The organism is Tabrizicola sp. T74 (genome assembly GCF_057219935.1).
In genome coordinates, this window is sequence record NZ_JBXVVT010000001.1 from 573,105 (window position 1) to 593,330 (window position 20,226).

The window sequence follows — 20,226 nt, forward strand, 5'->3', positions numbered from 1 at the left end:
TTCCCTTTTTCACACCGCCGCCCCACCCTCTCGCGCATGACCACACTTCGCCCCCGCTTCTGGGAAACCGTTCCCCTGAACAAGATGACGCAAGCCGAGTGGGAGGCGCTCTGCGACGGCTGCGGCAAATGCTGCCTGAACAAGCTGGAGTATGAGGACACCGGCGAGGTCGCCTATACCCGCATCGCCTGCCGCCTGTTCGACGGCAGCACCTGCCAGTGCCGCGACTACCCGAACCGCAAGGTCCACGTGCCAGAGTGCGTCGTCCTCACGCCGAAGTCCCTGCCGAAGATCGCCTACTGGATGCCCGCGACCTGCGCCTACAAGCTGTTGTGGAAGAAGAAGAAACTGCCGGAATGGCACCCGCTGGTGACCGGCGATCCGAACAGCACGCATAGCTCGGGCAATTCCATCCAGGGCATCACCCTGTCGGAAAGCGATATCCCCGAGGACGACTGGGAAGACTATCTGATCGAGGAAACCCCCTGATGCGCTTTGCCTCTGACAACACTTCCGGCGCGGCCCCCGAGATCATGGCCGCAATCGTCAAGGCCAACGAGGGCTATGAGCGCAGCTACGGCGCCGATGCCGCGATGGGGCGCGTGACCGAGTTGGTGCGCGAGCTGTTCGAGGCGCCCCAGGCCGAGGTCCGCCTTGTCGCCACCGGCACCGCCGCCAACGCTCTCGCCATCGCCACCCATGTCCAGCCCTGGGACGCGGTCTTCTGCCACCGCCTCGCCCACATCGCCGAAGACGAATGCAACGCGCCCGAATTCTACTCCGGTGCCAAGCTGGTCCTCGTCCCCGGCGATCACGGCAAGATCACCCCGGACGCCCTCACCCAAGCCCTCGCCACCACCGGCGAAAGCGGCGTCCACGGCGTCCAGCGCGGCATGCTCTCCCTCACCAACGTGACCGAGGCCGGAACCGTCTATACCCCCGCCGAGATCGCCGCCCTGACCGCGCTGGCCAAGGCCAAGGGTATCCCTTGCCACCTCGACGGTGCGCGCTTTGCCAATGCCCTGGTCGCCACCGGCGCAACACCCGCCGAGATGACCTGGAAAGCCGGGATCGACGTCCTTTCGCTGGGCGGCACCAAGAACGGCTGCCTGGGGGTCGAAGGCGTCGTCCTCTTCAACCCCGCCAAGGCCTGGGAACTTGAACTGCGTCGCAAGCGGGGCGGGCATCTCTTTTCCAAGCACCGCTTCCTGTCGGCGCAGATGGAGGCCTACCTGACCGATGGCCTCTGGCTGCGGCTGGCGGCGCAGGCCAATGCGATGGGCCAGCGTCTTGTCACCGGCCTGCGCGACCGGCAGGCCCATGTCCCGCCCGCCGATGCCAACATGCTCTTCCCCGAGTGGGGCACCGGCCATCACGAACGGCTGGAAGCCGCCGGGGCGCATTACTACCGCTTCCCGGCCCCCGAGGGCCGCGAAAAGGCCCGCCTCGTCGCCTCCTGGTCTACGACCGAGGCCGATGTCGACCGCTTCCTGAACGCCTTCTGACCCCATTCCGCCACGAGCCAAGGATTTTCGTACCGTTAGCGGTCGCGCCGGTTTGCAACCGCTAAACCCGGTGGTAAGCGGTGCGCATCCCGAATCCGCTGCCACGGAGCCGCCATGCCCGCCGTCACCGAACCGAAGCTCATCGCCGGGAACGCGAACCTCCCCCTCGCCAAGTCCATCGCCCGGCGGATGTCGATGCACCGGGGGATGAGCGTGAACCTGGTGGACGCGCGGGTCGAACGGTTCAACGACCAGGAAATCTTCGTCGAGGTGTTCGAGAACGTCCGCGGCGAGGACATGTACGTCATCCAGTCGACCTCGAACCCGGCGAATGACAACCTGATGGAACTGCTGATCATGACCGACGCCCTGCGGCGGTCGTCGGCCAGCCGCATCACCGCCGTGATCCCTTATTTCGGCTACGCTCGCCAGGACCGCCGTGCCAAGGCCCGCACGCCGATCTCGGCCAAGCTGGTGGCAAACCTCATCACCCAGGCGGGCGTTGACCGGGTCCTGACGCTTGACCTCCACGCAGCGCAGATCCAGGGCTTCTTCGACATCCCCGTCGACAACCTTTACGCCTCGCCGGTCTTTGCGCTGGATATCGAGCACCAGTTCAAGGGCCAGATGCAGGACCTGATGGTCGTCTCGCCGGACGTGGGCGGCGTGGCCCGCGCGCGGGAACTGGCGAAACGGATCAACGCCCCGCTCGCCATCGTCGACAAGCGGCGCGAGAAAGCGGGCGAGGTCGCGGGCATGACGGTGATCGGCGACGTGCGCGGCCACAAGTGCATCATCGTCGACGACATCTGCGACACGGCGGGGACCTTGTGCAAGGCGGCCGAAACGCTGATGGAGGCGGGCGCCACCGAGGTCCACAGCTACATCACCCACGGCGTGTTGTCCGGTCCTGCGGTGGAACGCGTGCAGAATTCGGTGATGAAGTCGCTGGTGATCACCGATTCCATCGCGCCGACCGAACAGGTGAAGGCCGCGAAGAACATCCGCATCGTCCCCACCGCCCCGATGTTCGCTCAGGCCATCCTGAACATCTGGGGGGGAATGTCGGTGTCCTCCCTCTTCGAGACCGATACCCTCGTCCCGATCTATGAGGGTCTCTACCAGCGCAGCTGACGCGAAACGGCGCTGGTATTGCCATAAAGTCTGCCCAATTTCCCGATAGTCCATGCATTGTTGCAGGGTCGCGCAAGATCGCGGGCCCCCGGTGGGAATGGGCAGGCGTCAGATGTGGTCAAAGACTGCGATGGCTGGACACGGATCAAGCCGAATGCTCCGGCTCTTGCCAGCCGAGGCGGTGATGCTGTGGTTCATCGGTTTCGTCGGCTTGATGGCGGTGGCGCTGGCGGTGCTGATGCAGCGGCAGGTGAACTGGCTGCCCTTCCTCGGCGGCTACTTCGCCACGCTTGGCCTGGCAGGCATCGGTGCCTATGTCCGGCAGACCAAGGCCACCCCGCGCCTGGCCCTGGCGCTGATCGGTGCGGCGATCTTCACCGGCTTTACCGCCGTCTCGTCGATCTTCATCTTTGCGCTGTTCCCCCTGGCCAACCCGCTGATCGACCCGGCCCTGATCGAGGCTGACGCGATTGTGGGCTATCACTGGCCCACGGTCGTGGCCTGGCTGGCCCAGTACCCAGGCTTTGCGGTGGTTCTAAGCTACATCTACCACTCCTCGCTGCCGCAGATCCTGCTGACCATCGTCCTGCTGTCCGCCCTGTCGCGTGAGGTCGCGCTGCACCGCTTCCTCTTGGTCGGAATCATCACTCTGGTCATTGCGGTCGCGATCTGGTGGGTCATCCCCAGCGTCGGGCCATCGGCCTTCCAGTCGATCCCCGAGGCTGACCGGCAGGCCACCGGCCTTTACTTCAACCCGGCCTATGGCCAGTTCCTGCTGAACCTGGTCGAGGTTGGCCCGCGCCAGATCAGCCCCGAGGTCATCACCGGGGTCGTGGCCTTTCCGTCCTATCACATGATCATGGCGCTGATGGTGGTCTGGTTCCTGCGCGGCACCTTCGCCTTCCTGCCGCTTGCCGGCGTCAACACGCTGATGATCCCGGCAACGCTGACGCACGGCGGGCATCATCTGGTCGACCTTCTCGCGGGGCTGGTGGTCTTTGCCCTGTCGGTCTGGATCACCAACCGCCTGATCCGCCACCCGCCCGGTGCTAGCTGACGTCCCAGTCGTCCTCGTCCCGCGCCTGGCCAATGGCGATCCAGTCGGCCCGGATCCGCGCGATCCGCGTGTCGGCCCAGGTGCGGAACACGATCTCGAACCCCTTCGCAGTGACGTTCTCGGCGCTTAGGTCGACGCGCGAGTTGGTCTTCTGGTCGATGTCCCACATCGAGATGCCGACACTGACGACGGGCACGGACTGAAAGGGCTCGCTGAACTCTTGCACCTGGCGCACCTCGCGGGGGCCAGAGCCTGTCCACATCGCCCCGTCATGGGCAAAGTCCGAAAACAGTATCCTGCTACCGTGCTGGACCCCAATTGGCCCCGTAAAACGCCGCATTACCCACCCAACGCCAACCCCGTACATGATGATGCCGCCGTTTCGGTTCCATGGCCAGAGAAATGCTGGGGCCCAGTCGGCCCGGCCCACCGGCGGGAAATGGCCTGTCCTTCATCTTCAAACGGCCAGAAGCCGCTGGTCTTCCCCTACTGTCCGCCCGACATGGGGTTTGCGTTACTTAGCGCATGGGGCGACTCGTGCTACCCTGTTCTCCTCTTCTGGTCGCAAGGGCAATTTCAGCCGTCTGTCCAGGAAGAGGCTTTTTGAACCCCGCTTTTTTCATGGAGTGCTTCACATGGAACACGAAACCATTTCCATCAATGACTTGCCCTGCTGCCCCGAGGTGGCGAAGGAACCCTGTTGCGAACGGCTGCGGTTTTCCTACCGCCTCACCAACCGCCAGAGCGACATCCCGGTCGAGATCATCATCGTTGCCGAACTAGAACGCTGCCCCGGCCCCTTGTCGCTGGGCGACGTGGTCTATTCGACCACCCTACTGCCGGGCGAAAAGGTCCGGCTGTTCAACTCCACCCGCAACACCCGCTTTACCTACGATTCGGAATCGAAGGTCAGCTACCGGCACGAGCAGTCGTCGGAAGAGACCTACTACATGCGCGCGATGGACCGCTATGCCTCGGACCTGACGGCGACGGACCGCGGTTCGGCATCGTCTTCGTCGCATTCGGACTTCGAGACGGATGTCGACGCCTCCTATGCCTCGATCGGTTTTGCCGGCGGCGGCAGCGTCAATGTCGAGGGCAACTTCAACTCGCGCAGCGCCTCGTCCTTCATGCGGGAGTTGTCGAACCATGTCCGGACCTCGCATGACCGGTCGGTGCAGTCGACGCGGGCGGCCAATGCGGTGCAGATGGGCGAGGTGCAAAGCCGGACCCATACCGAAGGTGAAAGCGAGGACGCCTATGAAGCCTCGACCCGGACCTTCGAGAACAAGAACCAGTGCCACGCCGTCACATATTTCGCCTATCAGCTGGTCAAGCAGCAGACGCTGAAGTTCCGCGTGGTGTCGGTATTGCGCCGGGTGGTCGATGCGGCTGGGGACAGCTCGGTCGTGGCGCGGCCGGTGCGGCCGGGGACCGGGGTCAAAGTGTTGCCTGCGGGCATCCTGGCCACCCAGGCTGGGCGGATCGCGGTGCAGACCGAAGGCCGCACTTCGGCAGCGGCACAGCAGGCGAACGTGCTGGGGACCCCGAACGGGATCGGCAGCGTCGGCGGCTTCGCCCCGGTCCTGACGCCGTTCCGGGTCGCCATCGCCACCCAGCCGCTTGCCGTCGAGGCGCAGGATGCTGTCCTGAAGAAGGTCGATGCCGATCTGGTCAAGGAAGGCGTGCTGGCCCAGGTCGGCTCGGACGAGGTCGGCGCCAAGCTTGCGGCAGAGCTGAACTTCGAGCGGACCTTCTGCCTGCCGACGCAAGGCATCGTGGTGAAGGGGTGCCTTGACCGCTGCAACACCTGCGAGGACAGCCGCCAGAAGTCGATCGCGCTGGACCTGGAGCGGAAGGCGCTGGAGAACAAGCTGCTGGCCAAGCAGATCGACCTGCTGGAAAAGAGCCAGGAGTATCGCTGCTGCCCGGTGGGCGAGGCAGAGCCGATCGACGCTTAGGCCCCCCGAAAACAGGAAGACCCCGGGCGCACCCGGGGTCTTTCCAAGATTCTTGCAGGGCCTGAAGGCTTAGATGCCCGCAGCGGCCCGCATCGCGTAAAGGTCTGCCACCGCCTTGTCAGCCGTGTCCTTGTCCGAGTTGACGGCTGCCGCCTCGCAGGCATCGGCCACCAGCGCGTCCAGTTGCGCCGGGGTCATCTCGTCCAGCGGCACCGCCTGTTCGGCCAGAACCGAAACGCCGGTCGCGCTGATCTCGGCAAAGCCGCCGGTGACGACATAGGCCTTCATGCCGTCGGCGTTGACCACCTTGAGGAGGCCCGGCCGCAGCGAGGTGATGGTGGCCGCATGACCCTCCATCGCCGTCAGATCGCCCATCGCGCCCGGGATCTGGACCTCGGTCGCCTGGTACGACGCAAGGCGGCGTTCCGGGCTGACCAGGTCGAATTGAACCGTGCTGGTTGCCATGTCGCCCCCTTACGCTGCAGCTGCGGCGAGTTTGGCAGCCTTGGCTTTCACTTCGTCGATGTCGCCAACCATGTAGAAGGCAGCTTCCGGCAGGTGGTCATATTCGCCGTTCACCACCGCCTTGAAGGACGCGATGGTCTTTTCCAGCGGAACCTGCACACCGTCCGAGCCGGTGAACACCTTCGCCACGTCGAACGGCTGGGACAGGAAGCGCTGGATCTTCCGGGCGCGGGCCACAGTCAGCTTGTCCTCTTCCGACAGTTCGTCCATGCCGAGGATGGCGATGATGTCCTGCAGCGACTTGTAGCGCTGAAGGATACCCTGCACCGAACGGGCGACGTTGTAGTGCTCTTCCCCGATGACCGCCGGGTCCAGCAGACGCGAGGTCGAGTCGAGCGGGTCCACCGCCGGGTAGATCCCAAGCTCCGAGATCGCACGCGACAGAACCGTCGTGGCGTCGAGGTGGGCGAAGGAGGTGGCAGGCGCAGGGTCGGTCAGGTCGTCGGCCGGAACGTAGATCGCCTGCACCGAGGTGATCGACCCCGCCTTGGTCGAGGTGATGCGTTCCTGCAGCGCACCCATGTCGGTGGCCAGCGTCGGCTGGTAGCCCACGGCCGAAGGGATACGGCCGAGGAGCGCCGACACTTCCGAACCCGCCTGGGTGAAACGGAAGATGTTGTCGACGAAGAACAGAACGTCGGTCCCGGACTGGTCACGGAACTGCTCGGCCAGGGTCAGGCCGGTCAGCGCCACACGGGCACGGGCCCCCGGGGGTTCGTTCATCTGACCGTAGACCAGCGCCACCTTCGAGGCGGTCAGGTCGTCGATCTTGATAACGCCCGATTCGATCATTTCGTGATAGAGGTCGTTCCCTTCACGGGTCCGTTCACCCACACCGGCGAACACGGAATAGCCCGAGTGCACCTTGGCGATGTTGTTGATCAGTTCCATGATCAGAACCGTCTTGCCCACACCGGCGCCGCCGAAGAGGCCGATCTTCCCGCCCTTGGCGTAGGGCGCCAGAAGGTCGATGACCTTGATGCCGGTGACCAGCACCTGGGATTCCGTCGCCTGTTCGCTGAACGAAGGGGCAGGCTGGTGGATCGGGCGCATTTCCTTGGCCACGACCGGGCCCTTTTCGTCCACCGGCTCGCCGATGACGTTCAGGATGCGGCCGAGCGTCGCGTCACCCACCGGAACCGAGATCGGCGCGCCAAGGTCCTTGACGCCAGCGCCGCGGACGAGGCCTTCGGTCGCGTCCATCGCGATGCAGCGGACGGTGTTTTCGCCAAGGTGCTGGGCCACTTCCAGGACCAGACGCTTGCCGTTGTTGTCGGTTTCCAGCGCGTTCAGGATCGCGGGAAGCGCGCCGTCGAACTGCACGTCGACGACCGCGCCGATGACCTGGGTCACCTTGCCAGCGCCAGCAGAGGCTTTCGGGGCTTTTGCCATTGTTGTCTACTCCGGGTTCGTCAGAGCGCCTCGGCGCCCGAAATGATTTCGATGAGTTCCTTGGTGATCGCGGCCTGACGGCTCCGGTTGTACTGGATCGTCAGTCGGTTGATCATGTCGCCGGCGTTGCGGGTCGCGTTGTCCATCGCGGACATCCGCGCGCCCTGCTCCGAGGCGCCGTTTTCCAGGAGAGCGGTGAAGATCTGCGTGGCAACCCCGCGCGGCAGAAGGTCGGCGAGGATCGCCTCTTCCGAGGGTTCGTAGTCGTACAGTGCCGTCGCGCTGGCGGCTTCGAACTTGGCCGGGATGACCTGCTGTTCGGTCGGGACCTGGCTGATCACCGACTGGAAGCGGTTGTAGAAGATCGTGACCACGTCCGCTTCGCCAGCCTCAAACGCCGCCATGACTTCCCGCGCGATGCCTTGCGCATTGGCATAGCCCACGCGCTTCACTTCGCTCAGGTCGACGTGGCCGATGAACGCCTGGCCCCAGTCGCGGCGCAGCTGCTCGCGGCCCTTCTTGCCGACAGTGAGGATCTTCACCGTCTTGCCCGCCGCCGCCAGCTCGTTCGCCCGGGTCCGGGCCAGCTTGACGATCGACGAGTTGAAGCCGCCGCACAGGCCGCGCTCGCTGGTCATGACCACCAGAAGATGCACCTGGTCCTTGCCGTTCCCGGCCAGAAGCTTTGGTGCGCCTTCCCCGGTGCCCACGCCCGCAGCCAGCGCCGACATGACCGCCGTCATCCGTTCAGCGAACGGACGCGCGGCTTCGGCAGCTTCCTGGGCGCGGCGCAGTTTTGCCGCCGCGACCATCTGCATGGCCTTGGTGATCTTCCGCGTGTTCTTCACGCTTCCGATCCGGTTCTTCAGGTCCTTAAGGCTGGGCATCTGCCTACTCCCTCAGGGCCACTTACGCGAAGGTCTTGGCGAAGGCGTCAAGTTCCGCGCGGATCGCTTTCTCCAGATCGCCCGCCACCTTGCGGTCGTTCTTGGTGATGTCGTCCAGAAGCGCCTTGCCCGAGGAGCGGAGGTGCTTCAGCAGCCCCTGCTCGAACCGGCCCACGTCCTTGACGGCGATCTTGTCCAGGTAACCGGCGGTGCCCGCGAAGATCACGCAGACGATTTCCGCGTTGGTCAGCGGCGAATACTGCGGCTGCTTCATCAGTTCGGTCAGGCGCGCGCCGCGGTTCAGAAGCTGCTGGGTCGAGGCGTCGAGGTCCGAACCGAACTGCGCGAAGGCCGCCATTTCGCGGTACTGCGCCAGTTCCAGCTTCACCTTGCCCGCGACCGACTTCATCGCGTTGGTCTGGGCCGAGGAGCCCACGCGGCTCACCGACAGACCGGTGTTCACGGCCGGACGGATGCCCTGGTAGAACAGTTCGGTTTCCAGGAAGATCTGGCCGTCGGTGATCGAGATCACGTTCGTCGGAATGAAGGCCGACACGTCGCCGCCCTGGGTTTCGATGATCGGCAGCGCAGTCAGCGAACCGGCACCGAAGTCCTCGTTCAGCTTCGACGAACGCTCCAGCAGGCGCGAGTGCAGGTAGAACACGTCGCCCGGATAGGCTTCACGCCCCGGCGGACGGCGCAGCAGCAGCGACATCTGGCGGTAGGCGACGGCCTGCTTCGAAAGATCATCATAGATGATGAGGGCATGGCGGCCATTGTCGCGGAAGAATTCCGCCATCGCGGTCGCGGCGTAAGGCGCCAGGAACTGCAGCGGGGCCGGGTCCGAAGCGGTCGCAGCGACGACGATGGTATAGGCGTCCGCGCCGGTTTCCTGCAGCTTCTTCACCAGCTGGGCCACGGTCGACCGCTTCTGTCCGACAGCGACGTAGATGCAGTACAGCTTCTTCGATTCGTCCGAACCGGCAGCGTCGTTGTAGGATTTCTGGTTCAGGATCGTGTCCAGCGCCACGGCGGTCTTGCCGGTCTGGCGGTCACCGATGATCAGTTCGCGCTGGCCGCGGCCAACGGGGATCATCGCGTCCACGGCCTTAAGGCCAGTCGCCATCGGCTCATGCACCGACTTGCGGGGAATGATCCCCGGGGCCTTCTGGTCGGCCACGCGACGCTCGGTCGAAGCGATCGGGCCCTTGCCGTCGATCGGGTTGCCCAGGCCGTCCACGACGCGGCCCAGCAGGGCGTTGCCCACCGGCACGTCCACGATGGCCTTGGTGCGCTTGACGGTGTCGCCTTCCTTGATGTCCTGGTCGGACCCGAAGATAACGATACCGACGTTGTCGACTTCGAGGTTCAGCGCCATCCCGCGGATACCGCCGGGGAATTCGACCATCTCGCCGGCCTGCACGTTGTCGAGGCCATGCACACGGGCAATCCCGTCGCCGACCGACAGCACGCGACCGACTTCGGCCACCTGTGCGTCCTTGCCGAAGTTCTTGATCTGCTCCTTGAGGATCGCAGAGATTTCAGCAGCCTGGATTCCCATCACCCAACCTCTTTCATTGCATTTTGCAGGGCCGCGAGCTTTGCCTTGACCGAAGTGTCGATCATGGTCGAGCCCAGCTTGACGACAAGACCGCCGATGAGGGATTCATCGACGGTCGTTTTCAGTTTCACGGTCTTGCCGACGCGGGCCTTCAGCGTCTCGGCAAGTTTCTTGGATTGTGCGGCAGTCAGCGCGCGGGCGGCGGTGACCTCGGCGGTCACTTCGCCCTTTTCCTGGGTGATCAGGTCGGCCAGCTGGGTCACGAACTGCGGCAGCACGAACAGGCGGCGCTTGTCGGCCATCAGGGCCAGAGTGTTCGACATCAGCGTGCTCAGGCCCAGCTTCGCGGCGATCGCCGCGATGACCTTGCCCTGATCTTCCCGGCTGATGACCGGCGAGGCGATCACGCCCCGCAGCTCTTCGCTGGCGGCCAGCGTATCGGCCAGCGCGGTTGCATCCGATTCCAGTGCCTTCAGCGCGCCGCCGTCCTTGGCCAGATCGAACAAGGCCGAAGCATAGCGTGCGGCAATGCCCAGAGAGATCGAAGCTGGTTCTGACACGTCAACCCTTCCGTATGTCTTGTGCCCAGGGCTCTGATGAACCGGGCCATCCCTTCCGCACACACCTCGACAGTCGTCGCAAGCGGCGCAGTCCGTCGCGGGGTCCTTAGCAGAGGCTTTCCCACCCCGCAACCGGGTTGCTCGCCGTTTCGTGAGGGATTCTGGGCGCTGTGCCCGGTCACTTTGTCGCTGTTGCCACCCGGGCGCAGCCAGACCGCTCAGCGCGACGAGGTCTCGCGGTTCAAGGCAGGCTCGGGCGCGCCTTGGCCCACGCCCTCCAGCACCCGCAGCGGCTTCTTGACCGCCGCACGCAGACCGCCTTGCGTGGGCGCGTAGACCTGCTTGGACGCCTCGACCATCAGCACGCCCCCGGCCAGCCAGGGCATCCTCCGCCCGAAGCCCTCCCAGAAGTCCGCCGACCGCAGCCAGAACCGCGTGCCCGACGGCGGCGCGAACAGGACCGAACAGCTGCGTTCAGGGGTGAAGCCGTGCCGCTTCAGCTGTGTCTCCAGCTGCGACACCGAATAGGGTCGACCAAAGCCGAAGGGCGTCTCGTCCCGCCGCGACCACAGACCCGACCGGTTCGGCACGATGAACAGAGCGCGACCCCCGGGGCCCAGCACCCGGCTCGCCTCCTCCAGCACCGCCGAGGGGTTTTCCGAGGTTTCCAGCCCGTGCATCAGCACCAGCCGGTCCACCAGACCCGTCGGCACCGGCCAGGCGGTGTCCTCGCACAAGACGCTCACGTTCTCCATCCCGGCCGGCCAGGGCATCACCCCCTGCGGCCCCGGCATCAGCCCGATCACCCGCCGCGCCTCTGCCAGGTAGGGGCGCAGCAGCGGTACCGCGAAGCCGAACCCCACCACCGTTTCGCCCGCCTGCGGCGGCCAGAGGCGCACGACCTGATCCCGGATCGCCCGCTGCGCCACCCGGCCCAGCTGCGTCCGGTAGTAGAAATTCCTCAGGTCCAGCACATCAAGGTGCATTGCGGGGGCGCATCCTTCCGGTCAGTCTGCCCGTAACCTAGTCACTTAGGGTGCGAAAAACCATGCCGCTTGAACTCGTCACCATCCCCTGCCTGCAAGACAACTACGCCTACCTGATCCACGACGCAGGCACCGGCCAGACCGCCGTCATCGACGTGCCCGAGGCAGGCCCGATCCTCGCCGCGCTGTCTGCCCACCAGTGGCGACTGACCGACATCCTCATCACCCACCACCACGACGACCACATCCAGGGCGTCGACGCGCTGCGCACGGCCACGGGGGCAATGGTCCTAGGCGCCGCCGCCGACGCCCACCGCCTGCCGCGTCTCGACCTTCCGCTCGACGAAACCTCGTCCTTTTCGGTCGGCACCGAATTCGCCCGCGTCATCGACGTCCCCGGCCACACCCTCGGCCACATCGCCTTCCACTTCCCGCAGTCCAAACTCGCCTTCACCGCCGACAGCCTGATGGCCGGCGGCTGCGGACGGCTCTTCGAAGGCACCGCCCGCCAGATGCACGCCTCCCTCCAGAAGCTCGCCGCGCTACCGCCCGACACCCTCATCTGCTCGGGCCACGAATACACCGCCTCGAACCTCCGCTTCGCCCTGACCCTTGAACCGGACAATCCACGCCTTATCTCCCGTAGCGATTGGGTCGCCGACCGGCGGTCCAAGGGGCTTCCCACCGTCCCCGTTCCACTCGAAGAAGAACTGGCGACGAACCCCTATCTGCGGGCCCACCTGCCCGCGCTTCAGGCAGCCGTCGGCCTCCCAGATGCCGACGCTGCCACGGTTTTCGCCGAAATCCGGGCCAGAAAAGACAAGTTCTAGGCGCGCACTATCACAAATGGCGTGAGAGTCCGGGGGAAACCCCAAAATCTGGAAAATTGCGCTTGAAGTGCGGTGAAGAAAACCGAACTTTAAGTTTATGAGGCCACGGTTGGTACGGGCCCATACGCCCGGGCCAACCTGCAGGACAGGAGCACTGACGTGCCATCGTTTTCGACCACGCTTGAACAGGCAATCCACAGCGCCCTGGCCCTGGCCAATTCGCGCCGCCACGAACTCGCCACGCTGGAACATCTGCTGCTGGCGCTGATCGACGAACCCGACGCGGCCCGCGTGATGAAGGCCTGCGCGGTCAACCTGGATGAGTTACGCAAGACCCTGACCGACTTCATCGACGACGACCTGTCGACGCTCGTCACCGATGTCGAAGGGTCCGAAGCCGTCCCCACCGCCGCCTTCCAGCGCGTGATCCAGCGCGCCGCGATCCACGTCCAGTCCTCGGGCCGCACCGAAGTGACGGGCGCCAACGTCCTGGTGGCAATCTTCGCCGAACGCGAATCGAACGCCGCCTACTTCCTGCAGGAACAGGACATGACCCGCTACGACGCGGTCAACTTCATCGCGCATGGCGTGGCGAAGGACCCGTCCTACGGCGAATCCCGCCCTGTCCAGGGCGCCGAAGACCAGCAGGAAACCCCCAAGGCTGAGGCGGGGGAAGCCAAGGAATCGGCGCTGTCCAAATACTGCGTCGACCTCAACGTGAAGGCCCGCAAGGGCGACGTCGACCCGCTGATTGGCCGCGAATCCGAAGTGGAGCGGGCGATCCAGGTCCTCTGCCGCCGCCGCAAGAACAACCCGCTGCTGGTGGGCGACCCGGGCGTCGGCAAGACCGCGATCGCCGAAGGCCTTGCCCGCAAGATCGTCAACGGCGAAACGCCTGAGGTTCTGGCCAAGGCCACGATCTTCTCGCTCGACATGGGCGCGCTTCTCGCCGGGACCCGCTATCGCGGCGACTTCGAAGAACGGCTGAAGCAGGTGGTCAAGGAACTGGAAGACCACCCCGACGCGATCCTCTTCATCGACGAGATTCACACCGTCATCGGCGCTGGCGCGACCTCTGGCGGGGCGATGGATGCCTCGAACCTCCTGAAACCCGCGCTGCAGGGCGGCAAGCTGCGCTGCATGGGATCAACCACCTACAAGGAATTCCGTCAGCACTTCGAGAAGGACCGTGCACTGTCGCGGCGCTTCCAGAAGATCGACGTGAATGAGCCTTCGGTGCCGGATGCGATCAAGATCCTCATGGGCCTCAAGCCCAGCTTTGAGGAGCATCACGACCTGAAATACACCAACGACGCGATCAAGTCGGCGGTGGAACTGGCCGCGCGCTATATCCATGACCGCAAGCTGCCCGACAGCGCCATCGACGTGATCGACGAAGCCGGGGCTGCCCAGCACCTGGTGGTGGACTCCAAACGCCGCAAGACGCTTGGCGTGAAAGAGATTGAGGCTGTGGTCGCCAAGATCGCCCGCATCCCGCCCAAGACCGTATCGAAGGACGATGCCGAAACCCTGCGCGATCTGGAAAAGACGCTGAAGCGCGTCGTCTTCGGTCAGGACAAGGCGGTTGAGGCGCTCTGCTCGGCGATCAAGCTGGCCCGCGCGGGCCTGCGCGAACCGGAAAAGCCCATCGGCAACTACCTCTTTGCGGGCCCCACCGGCGTCGGGAAGACCGAGGTGGCAAAGCAGCTTGCGTCCAGCCTTGGCGTGGAACTGATCCGCTTCGACATGTCGGAATACATGGAAAAGCACGCCGTTTCCCGCCTGATCGGGGCGCCTCCGGGCTATGTCGGCTTTGACCAGGGCGGCATGCTGACCGATGCCATCGACCAGCACCCCCATTCCGTCCTGCTCTTGGACGAAATGGAAAAGGCTCACCCGGATGTCTACAACATCCTTCTGCAGGTGATGGACCACGGCAAGCTCACCGACCACAACGGCCGGACCGTCGACTTCCGCAACGTGATCCTCATCATGACCTCGAACGCGGGCGCACGGGAACAGTCGCAAGCCGCCATCGGCTTTGGCCGCGAACGCCGCACCGGGGAAGACACCGCCGCCATCGAGCGGACCTTCACGCCGGAATTCCGCAACCGTCTGGACGCGGTGATCAACTTTGCCCCGCTGGGCAAGGACATCATCATGCAGGTGGTGGAAAAGTTCGTTCTGCAGCTTGAAGCCCAGCTCATGGACCGCAACGTCCATATCGAGCTGTCCCCCGAAGCCGCTATGTGGCTGGGCGACAAGGGCTATGACGACAAGATGGGCGCGCGTCCGCTGGGCCGCGTGATCCAGGAACACATCAAGAAGCCGCTCGCCGAAGAGCTTCTGTTCGGCAAGCTGGTCAAGGGCGGTGTGGTCCGGGTCAAGGTCAAGGACGACGCCATCGTTCTCGACATCGAGGAACCGGCCAAGCCCGCGATCACCAAGTCCAAGCCGCCGCTGCTGACGGCTGAGTGATCCGCACCGCTGCAGTCCTGACATTGGCCCTCGCCCTTCCGGCGGGGGCCTTTGAATTGGTGCTGCCGGTGGACTGCACCCTGGGCGAGACCTGCTATATCCAGCAGTATTTCGATCACGATCCGGGGCCCGGCGCGAAGGACTTTACCTGCGGCCCGCTGGTCTATGACGGTCACGACGGGACCGATTTCGCCGTTCCCACCCGCGCCGCGATGGAGGAAGGCGTCGCCGTCCTCGCCGCCGCCCCCGGCACCGTCACGCGGGTAAGGGATGGGGTCGCGGACTTTGCCCCGGCCGTGCCTGGCAAGGAATGCGGCAATGCCGCCGTCATCGACCACGGGCAGGGCTGGGAAACCCAGTACTGCCACCTGAAGAATGGCTCGGTGATCGTCAGGCCTGGCGACAAGGTCCAGGCCGGCACGCCCATCGGCCTGATCGGGCAATCTGGCCTGGCCGAGTTTCCGCACCTTCACCTGTCAGTCCGCCAGAACGGCCAGAAACTCGACCCGTTCTCACTGGGCAGCAGCACCTGCGGGGCGTCGGTCGATGATCTTTGGGCGCAGGACCCTCTGGTCGAACCCGGCGGTCTTCTCGGTATCGGGATCAGCACCGCCGTTCCGGGCTTTGACGCGATCAAGGCCGGGCTGCCGTCGCCCGATCTGCCCACCGACGCGCCCGCCCTGGTGATCTGGGCCTATTTCTTCGGGCCACGGGCCGGGGACACCATCCTGTTCGCCCTGACCTGGCCGGACGGAGAGGTCTGGGGCGACGAGGTTTCGCTGGAGAAGACCCAGGCCCTGGCCTTTCGCGCCTATGGCTGGAAGCGAGGCACTACGGACTGGCCACCGGGCCAGTATGGCGCCACGGCGACGCTGATCCGGGGTGGCAAGGAAATTGACAAGATGCAGATCGGCATCACCGTCGGGCCGTGACGCGCGGCGCGGGCGCAGGTTAACAGATCCCTAACGCCCGCGCGCAAGTCATTGTAATCATTCACCCATCAGCGTTTGTCCACCGTGGACAGGGTCAGACCACCGCCCGCCGGTACAGATGCCAGGTCGCATGCCCCAGGACCGGCAGCACCACCACCAAGCCCAGCAGGAACGGCAGGATCCCCAGCACCAACCCCCCAGCGACAATCAGTCCCCAGGTGGCGATCACCACCGGATTCTCCCGCGCGACCTGGACCGAGGTCATCACCGCGACCGGCAGCGTCACGTTCCGGTCCAGCAGCAGCGGGAACGAGACCACGCTGATCGCCAGCACCGCCACCGCCAACAGGAACCCGACCCCGGTCCCCACCACGATCATCACCCAGCCCGCCGGGGTCGACACCGCCTCGGCCAGCAAGGCGCCGATGCCCATCACCCGCTCCGTCCCCAGGGTCGACGCATGGATCGCGTCGGCGATCAAGAGCCAGGCCATGAAGATCACCGCGTTGAACAGGCTCAGCATGAGGATGCGCGGGAAGCGTGGATTCCGCAGCACGTCGAACATCGCGCCCCAGCTGACCTCTGCCCCAGCCTCACGCCGCCGGCTGAGTTCGTAGAGCCCCAGCGCCGCCACCGGCCCGACCAGGGCAAAGCCGGACAGGACCGGGAACAGAAGGTGGTTGAGGTTGCCCTGGCTGGCCAGTGCCAGCAGCACCGCCCCCATCGCGGGATACAGCATGCAGGCGAACATCACGTCCGACCGCATCGCAGCCAGGTCGTCCCACCCCTTGCGCAGGGCCTCGCGCAGGTCACCCGTACCCAGCGCCCTGGTCTCGGGCCGCAGGGTCGGATCGGCCGACGCATGCGCCGCGATATCGGTCGCATAGCCCGCGGCCGAGCCGAGAGCACCAAAGGTCCAGGACAGGGGGTTTCCAATCGTCTTCGGCATCAGGGGTCCTCCCGCAAAGGGGACGCCCGGCTGGTCCTGCCTGGGGACGTCCCAGTGGCAACGACGGCAAGCACGAATTGTTGGTGATAGAAGCCTACCACGAAACCCGTCGCAATACAGTCACGGATTGGTGCGGCCTCGCCCGGTTGACTTTCCGGGCAAAGCGGCAGACGGGTTTGTCCTTATTCAACTGCGATTTTTTAGGACCAGATCACATGCCACCCAAACTCCAATCGCCTTTGGCCCAGCTTGTCGACCGCGCCCGTCTGGCGCACGATCGTTTCATGAATGCCGACGCTTCCGGGTCCTTTGCACTGAATCCACAGACGGTCGACTTCTCGATCATGACCCCGTTCGGTGGCGCCACAACGGGCGGCATCGATTGGTCCGCTGACCAGATCGCGGCGATGTCGCGCCGGTTCTTGCGGGCGGATACCAGCTTCGAGCTTCTCTCCAGCCATGCCACGCCCGACATGATCGTTTTGGTCGCCATTGAGCGGGCCCATGGCGTTATCGGCAACTTGACCGAGCAGGACTGGTCCCTGCGCGCGACGCTGGTGTATCAGCGCTTTGGCGAGGAATGGCGGCTGGCCCATCGCCATGCAGACCCGATCGTTGCGCCCATCTCGCTTGATCAATTGGCCACCATCGCGCGAGGTGCGGTCGCGCCGAAACCCGCCGTCTGACCCGCTACCGTTCGGTCAGCTTCAGCTCGATCCGCCGGTTCTGCGCGAGTGAGGCCTCGTCATCGCCCAGGGCGACGGGCCGATACTCGCCAAAGCCCGTCGCCGCCATCCGGTCGGGCGGAAAGCCCAGCTCGTTCTGCATGTAGCGGACGACCGACAGCGCGCGGGCCTGGCTAAGCTCCCAGTTGTCGGCAAAGGCCGCGCCCGGGTTGATCGGCACGTTGTCGGTGTGCCCGTCGACCCGGATGATCCAGTCGATCCCCTCGGGGATTTCGCCCCGGATCTCGTCCAGGATCTGCACCACACCGGCGATCTGCGCCCGCCCTTCGGGGGCAAGATCGGCGGACCCGGCCGAAAACAGCACCTCGGAGGAGAAGACAAAGCGGTCCCCCACCACCCGCACGCCCTCGCGCCCCTGCAGAAGGGTCGACAGCTGGCCAAAGAACTCTGACCGGAACCGGGCGAGGTCCAGGTTTTCTGCAGCCAGCCGCGCGGCTTCGGCGGCCTCAAGCTCGGCCCGCTTGCGCTGTTCGGCGGCGACCTGGGCGAGGGCCGCGTTCAGGTCATTGCCCAGCGTTTCCAACTGCACCTTGGCGGCCTCGTCCCTGGCCCGGGCCTCATCCAGCACCGATTGCAGACTGCCAAGCTGGCTGCGCAGCGCGGCAACCTGCTGGTTCAAAAGCTCGACCTCGCGCGCAGCGGCCAGCACCTTTTCCTGTTCGGCCAACAGGGCCGCTTCGGCCGCAGCCAGGACGGCCTCCTTCTCGGTCGCGCCCTTCGCGGCCTCGGTCCGCGCGGCGGCCAGAAGGGTCAGCGTCTCCTCTGCCTTCTTCCGCTCTTCCTCCAGCGCCAGGGTCATCGCGGTCAGTTCGGTGTCGGCATTCGCCAGCCGGTCGCGCAGCGCCTGCAAGGCTGCCGCATCGGCCAGACGTGCCGCTTCGGCCTCGGTCACCTGCTCTTGCGCGGCCTTCAGCGCAGCCGCATCCGTAGCGCCCTTGGTCTTTTCCTGCGCCAGCAGCGCCTCCAGCGCGTCGCGGCGGGCGGCGGCAAGGCGGGCGGCCTCGGCATTGGCGTCGACCTCGTCCCGCGCCTTGGCGAGCGCCAGCGCCATCGCTTCGGCCTCGCTGACCAGTTTCGCACGGGCCGCTTCCAGATCGGCAACCGAGGCGGTCAGCCGCTCGGCCTCGCCCCGCGCCGTGTCGCGTTCGACCAGAAGCGCGGCCACCTGCGTCTCGAAATCGGTGATCCGGCTTTTCGCCGTGGCCAGTTCGCCTTCCCGCGCCGTCAGGTCCGCGGTTAGTGAAGCGATCAGCCCGGCCTGCCGCTCGCCCTCGGCCAAGGCGGTGCTGAGGCCCGCTTGCAGTTCGGCCACCCGCGCCTCAAGGTCGGTCGCCTTGGCCTGCTCCAGCCCCAGGGCATCGGCGAGCTGCGCGACCTGGGCGGTCAGGGCGTCAAGTTCGGTGTCCTGCGTGGTGATCGTGTCGCGCAGGACCGATTGCATGACGGTGAAGATGGTCAGGACGAACATCAGCACCATCAGAAGCGTGGTCACCGCATCGACGAAGCCCGGCCAGATGATGCTGCTGTCCCGGCGGCGGGTCCGTGCAACCATCTCAGGCCCGCCCGGCGCTGCGACCCAGCTGGCGGATGGCCGAGGTCAGCTGTCCAATGTCGGTCTTGAGGTCGGTCAGCGTTTCCTGCCGTCCGGCAGCCATCTCTTCCAGGATGCGCAGAAGCTGCACGTCGATCGACCGCAGCCGCATCCGGCTTTCCGGGTCGCTGCCGCCGCCCGCCTCTCCGGTCTGCAGCGCGGCCAAAAGCTTCTCCTGCCCCTCGGCGATCCGGCGCAAGAGCGCAGCCTGACCGCGTTCCGAATCGATCCGATCCGTCAGCGAGGTGATCGCGGTAACCAGTTCGCTGATCTTCATCTCGGTCTGGAAGCGGCTGTTTTCGGTCTGCGACTGCAGGGCCTGCAGCTCCTCCAACTGCTGCGCCATGTGGTCAACCAGAAGGCCCAGAGCGTTCTGGTCAGCGCTTTCGCCGTCGCCCGCATAGCCAAGCCGGGTGATCGAGGAGAGCCACTCCTCCAGCTCGCGGATGAACCGGTTCTGGCCGTGCCCGGCGAACAGTTCCAAGAGGCCAAGGACCAGCGACCCCGCAAGGCCCAGAAGCGAAGAGGAGAACGCCGTCCCCATCCCGCCCAGCTGGCTTTCGAGGCCCCCCATCAGCTTGCCGAAGACATCCAGCCCGCTTTCGCCTTCCTGCGGGGCCAGCGACCGGATGGTCTCGACCACGGCGGGGACGGTGGTCGCCAGGCCCCAGAAGGTGCCAAGCAGACCCAGGAAGACCAGGAGGTTGATCAGATAGCGCGTGATGTCGCGCGCCTCGTCGATCCGCTGGACGACCGATTCCTGGATGGACCGGGACGAAGAGGCCGAAATCGTCATCCGGGCCGAGCGTGAGCGGAGGAGGGCCGCCAGCGGGGCCAACAGGCGCGGCGGGCTGGCGTCTTCGGTGCCCGGGGTGCCGCGGACGAAGTTCTCGATCCAGTAGACCGATTGCGCCAGGATCCAGACCTGCCAGAAGCAGGACAGGACGCCGAACAGGAAGACCAGCGCGATGACGCCGTTCAGGATCGTGTTGGCGCGCAGGATGTCGACGATCTGCGCGTGGATCAGCCAGGCCCCGCTGCCGACCAGGGCGCAGACCAGAAGCATCGTGGTGATCGCCCGGATCGGTTGCGAGAAGGTCGTCGAAACCTCGGCCGCCCGCTGGTCAATATG

At 65.4% G+C, this 20,226-nt stretch carries 19 protein-coding genes; 9 read left to right on the forward strand and 10 right to left on the reverse strand.

The genetic code is table 11. The annotated features are described in order from the left end of the window. The first annotated feature begins 36 nt into the window (after positions 1-36). The 4 genes from AC2EAL_RS03035 to AC2EAL_RS03050 all read left to right on the forward strand — a co-directional run bounded on the left by AC2EAL_RS03035 (position 37) and on the right by AC2EAL_RS03050 (position 3,696). A complete protein-coding gene (locus tag AC2EAL_RS03035) occupies positions 37-489 on the forward strand; it encodes a YcgN family cysteine cluster protein (RefSeq protein WP_484722690.1) in 453 nt (150 codons plus the stop codon). Continuing rightward, positions 489-1,505, forward strand: coding sequence for a threonine aldolase family protein (locus AC2EAL_RS03040; protein WP_484722691.1), 1,017 nt, complete (start codon positions 489-491; stop codon positions 1,503-1,505). The genes AC2EAL_RS03035 and AC2EAL_RS03040 overlap by 1 nt, the downstream gene beginning before the upstream one ends. A 114-nt stretch (positions 1,506-1,619) precedes the next feature. Beyond that, positions 1,620-2,639, forward strand: coding sequence for a ribose-phosphate pyrophosphokinase (locus AC2EAL_RS03045; RefSeq protein ID WP_484722692.1), 1,020 nt, complete (start codon positions 1,620-1,622; stop codon positions 2,637-2,639). 154 nt (positions 2,640-2,793) lie between these two features. Further along, a complete protein-coding gene (locus AC2EAL_RS03050) occupies positions 2,794-3,696 on the forward strand; it encodes a phosphatase PAP2 family protein (protein ID WP_484722693.1) in 903 nt (300 codons plus the stop codon). On the opposite strand, the gene AC2EAL_RS03055 is transcribed toward AC2EAL_RS03050, so the two are convergent. Further along, a complete protein-coding gene (locus AC2EAL_RS03055; protein ID WP_484722694.1) occupies positions 3,689-3,958 on the reverse strand; it encodes an H-type lectin domain-containing protein in 270 nt (89 codons plus the stop codon). The genes AC2EAL_RS03050 and AC2EAL_RS03055 overlap by 8 nt on opposite strands. Positions 3,959-4,331: 373 nt before the next feature. On the opposite strand from AC2EAL_RS03055, the gene AC2EAL_RS03060 reads away from it, so the two are divergent. Then, on the forward strand, positions 4,332-5,657 hold the full coding sequence (locus AC2EAL_RS03060) for a hypothetical protein (RefSeq protein WP_484722695.1): 1,326 nt from the start codon (positions 4,332-4,334) through the stop codon (positions 5,655-5,657). Between the two features lie 69 nt (positions 5,658-5,726). On the opposite strand, the gene AC2EAL_RS03065 is transcribed toward AC2EAL_RS03060, so the two are convergent. The 6 genes from AC2EAL_RS03065 to AC2EAL_RS03090 form a co-directional block, all read right to left on the reverse strand. After that, a complete protein-coding gene (locus AC2EAL_RS03065; RefSeq protein WP_484722696.1) occupies positions 5,727-6,122 on the reverse strand; it encodes a F0F1 ATP synthase subunit epsilon in 396 nt (131 codons plus the stop codon). A 9-nt stretch (positions 6,123-6,131) separates the two neighbouring features. Beyond that, complete coding sequence (gene atpD / locus AC2EAL_RS03070; protein ID WP_484722697.1) at positions 6,132-7,574, reverse strand: F0F1 ATP synthase subunit beta; 1,443 nt, start codon at positions 7,572-7,574, stop codon at positions 6,132-6,134. A 20-nt stretch (positions 7,575-7,594) separates the two neighbouring features. Beyond that, positions 7,595-8,461 (reverse strand): F0F1 ATP synthase subunit gamma, encoded by an 867-nt coding sequence (locus AC2EAL_RS03075; protein ID WP_484722698.1) that lies wholly within the window; start codon positions 8,459-8,461, stop codon positions 7,595-7,597. Positions 8,462-8,483: 22 nt separating this feature from the next. After that, the gene (gene atpA, locus AC2EAL_RS03080) at positions 8,484-10,022 is read right to left on the reverse strand and encodes a F0F1 ATP synthase subunit alpha (protein WP_484722699.1); all 1,539 of its coding nucleotides are present in this window, start codon (positions 10,020-10,022) and stop codon (positions 8,484-8,486) included. Then, complete coding sequence (locus tag AC2EAL_RS03085; RefSeq protein ID WP_484722700.1) at positions 10,022-10,582, reverse strand: F0F1 ATP synthase subunit delta; 561 nt, start codon at positions 10,580-10,582, stop codon at positions 10,022-10,024. The genes atpA and AC2EAL_RS03085 overlap by 1 nt, the downstream gene beginning before the upstream one ends. 218 nt (positions 10,583-10,800) lie before the next feature. Further along, on the reverse strand, positions 10,801-11,568 hold the full coding sequence (locus AC2EAL_RS03090) for a methyltransferase domain-containing protein (protein ID WP_484722701.1): 768 nt from the start codon (positions 11,566-11,568) through the stop codon (positions 10,801-10,803). 62 nt (positions 11,569-11,630) lie between these two features. Between AC2EAL_RS03090 and gloB the strand changes: the two genes are divergently transcribed. From gloB to AC2EAL_RS03105, 3 genes are all read left to right on the forward strand, one after another. Beyond that, positions 11,631-12,398, forward strand: a complete 768-nt coding sequence (gene gloB / locus AC2EAL_RS03095) for a hydroxyacylglutathione hydrolase (RefSeq protein WP_484722702.1) — start codon at positions 11,631-11,633, stop codon at positions 12,396-12,398. Between the two features lie 159 nt (positions 12,399-12,557). After that, on the forward strand, positions 12,558-14,876 hold the full coding sequence (gene clpA, locus AC2EAL_RS03100) for an ATP-dependent Clp protease ATP-binding subunit ClpA (RefSeq protein WP_484722703.1): 2,319 nt from the start codon (positions 12,558-12,560) through the stop codon (positions 14,874-14,876). After that, a complete protein-coding gene (locus tag AC2EAL_RS03105) occupies positions 14,873-15,808 on the forward strand; it encodes a M23 family metallopeptidase (RefSeq protein WP_484722704.1) in 936 nt (311 codons plus the stop codon). The genes clpA and AC2EAL_RS03105 overlap by 4 nt, the downstream gene beginning before the upstream one ends. Positions 15,809-15,902: 94 nt before the next feature. Here AC2EAL_RS03105 and AC2EAL_RS03110 read toward each other — a convergent pair whose 3' ends face one another. After that, positions 15,903-16,757 carry a DUF2189 domain-containing protein gene (locus AC2EAL_RS03110; RefSeq protein WP_484722705.1) on the reverse strand — a complete coding sequence of 285 codons (855 nt, stop codon included), beginning with the start codon at positions 16,755-16,757 and terminating at the stop codon, positions 15,903-15,905. A gap of 215 nt (positions 16,758-16,972) precedes the next feature. Here AC2EAL_RS03110 and AC2EAL_RS03115 point away from each other — a divergent pair, with 215 nt between their 5' ends. Then, positions 16,973-17,443, forward strand: coding sequence for a Cif family virulence factor (locus AC2EAL_RS03115; RefSeq protein WP_484722706.1), 471 nt, complete (start codon positions 16,973-16,975; stop codon positions 17,441-17,443). A 4-nt stretch (positions 17,444-17,447) separates the two neighbouring features. Here the strand turns inward: AC2EAL_RS03115 and AC2EAL_RS03120 are convergent, their stop codons facing one another. Further along, positions 17,448-19,055, reverse strand: a complete 1,608-nt coding sequence (locus AC2EAL_RS03120; RefSeq protein WP_484722707.1) for a peptidoglycan -binding protein — start codon at positions 19,053-19,055, stop codon at positions 17,448-17,450. A 1-nt stretch (position 19,056) separates the two neighbouring features. Continuing rightward, a complete protein-coding gene (locus tag AC2EAL_RS03125; protein ID WP_484723389.1) occupies positions 19,057-20,223 on the reverse strand; it encodes a biopolymer transporter ExbB in 1,167 nt (388 codons plus the stop codon). Positions 20,224-20,226 lie beyond the last annotated feature (3 nt).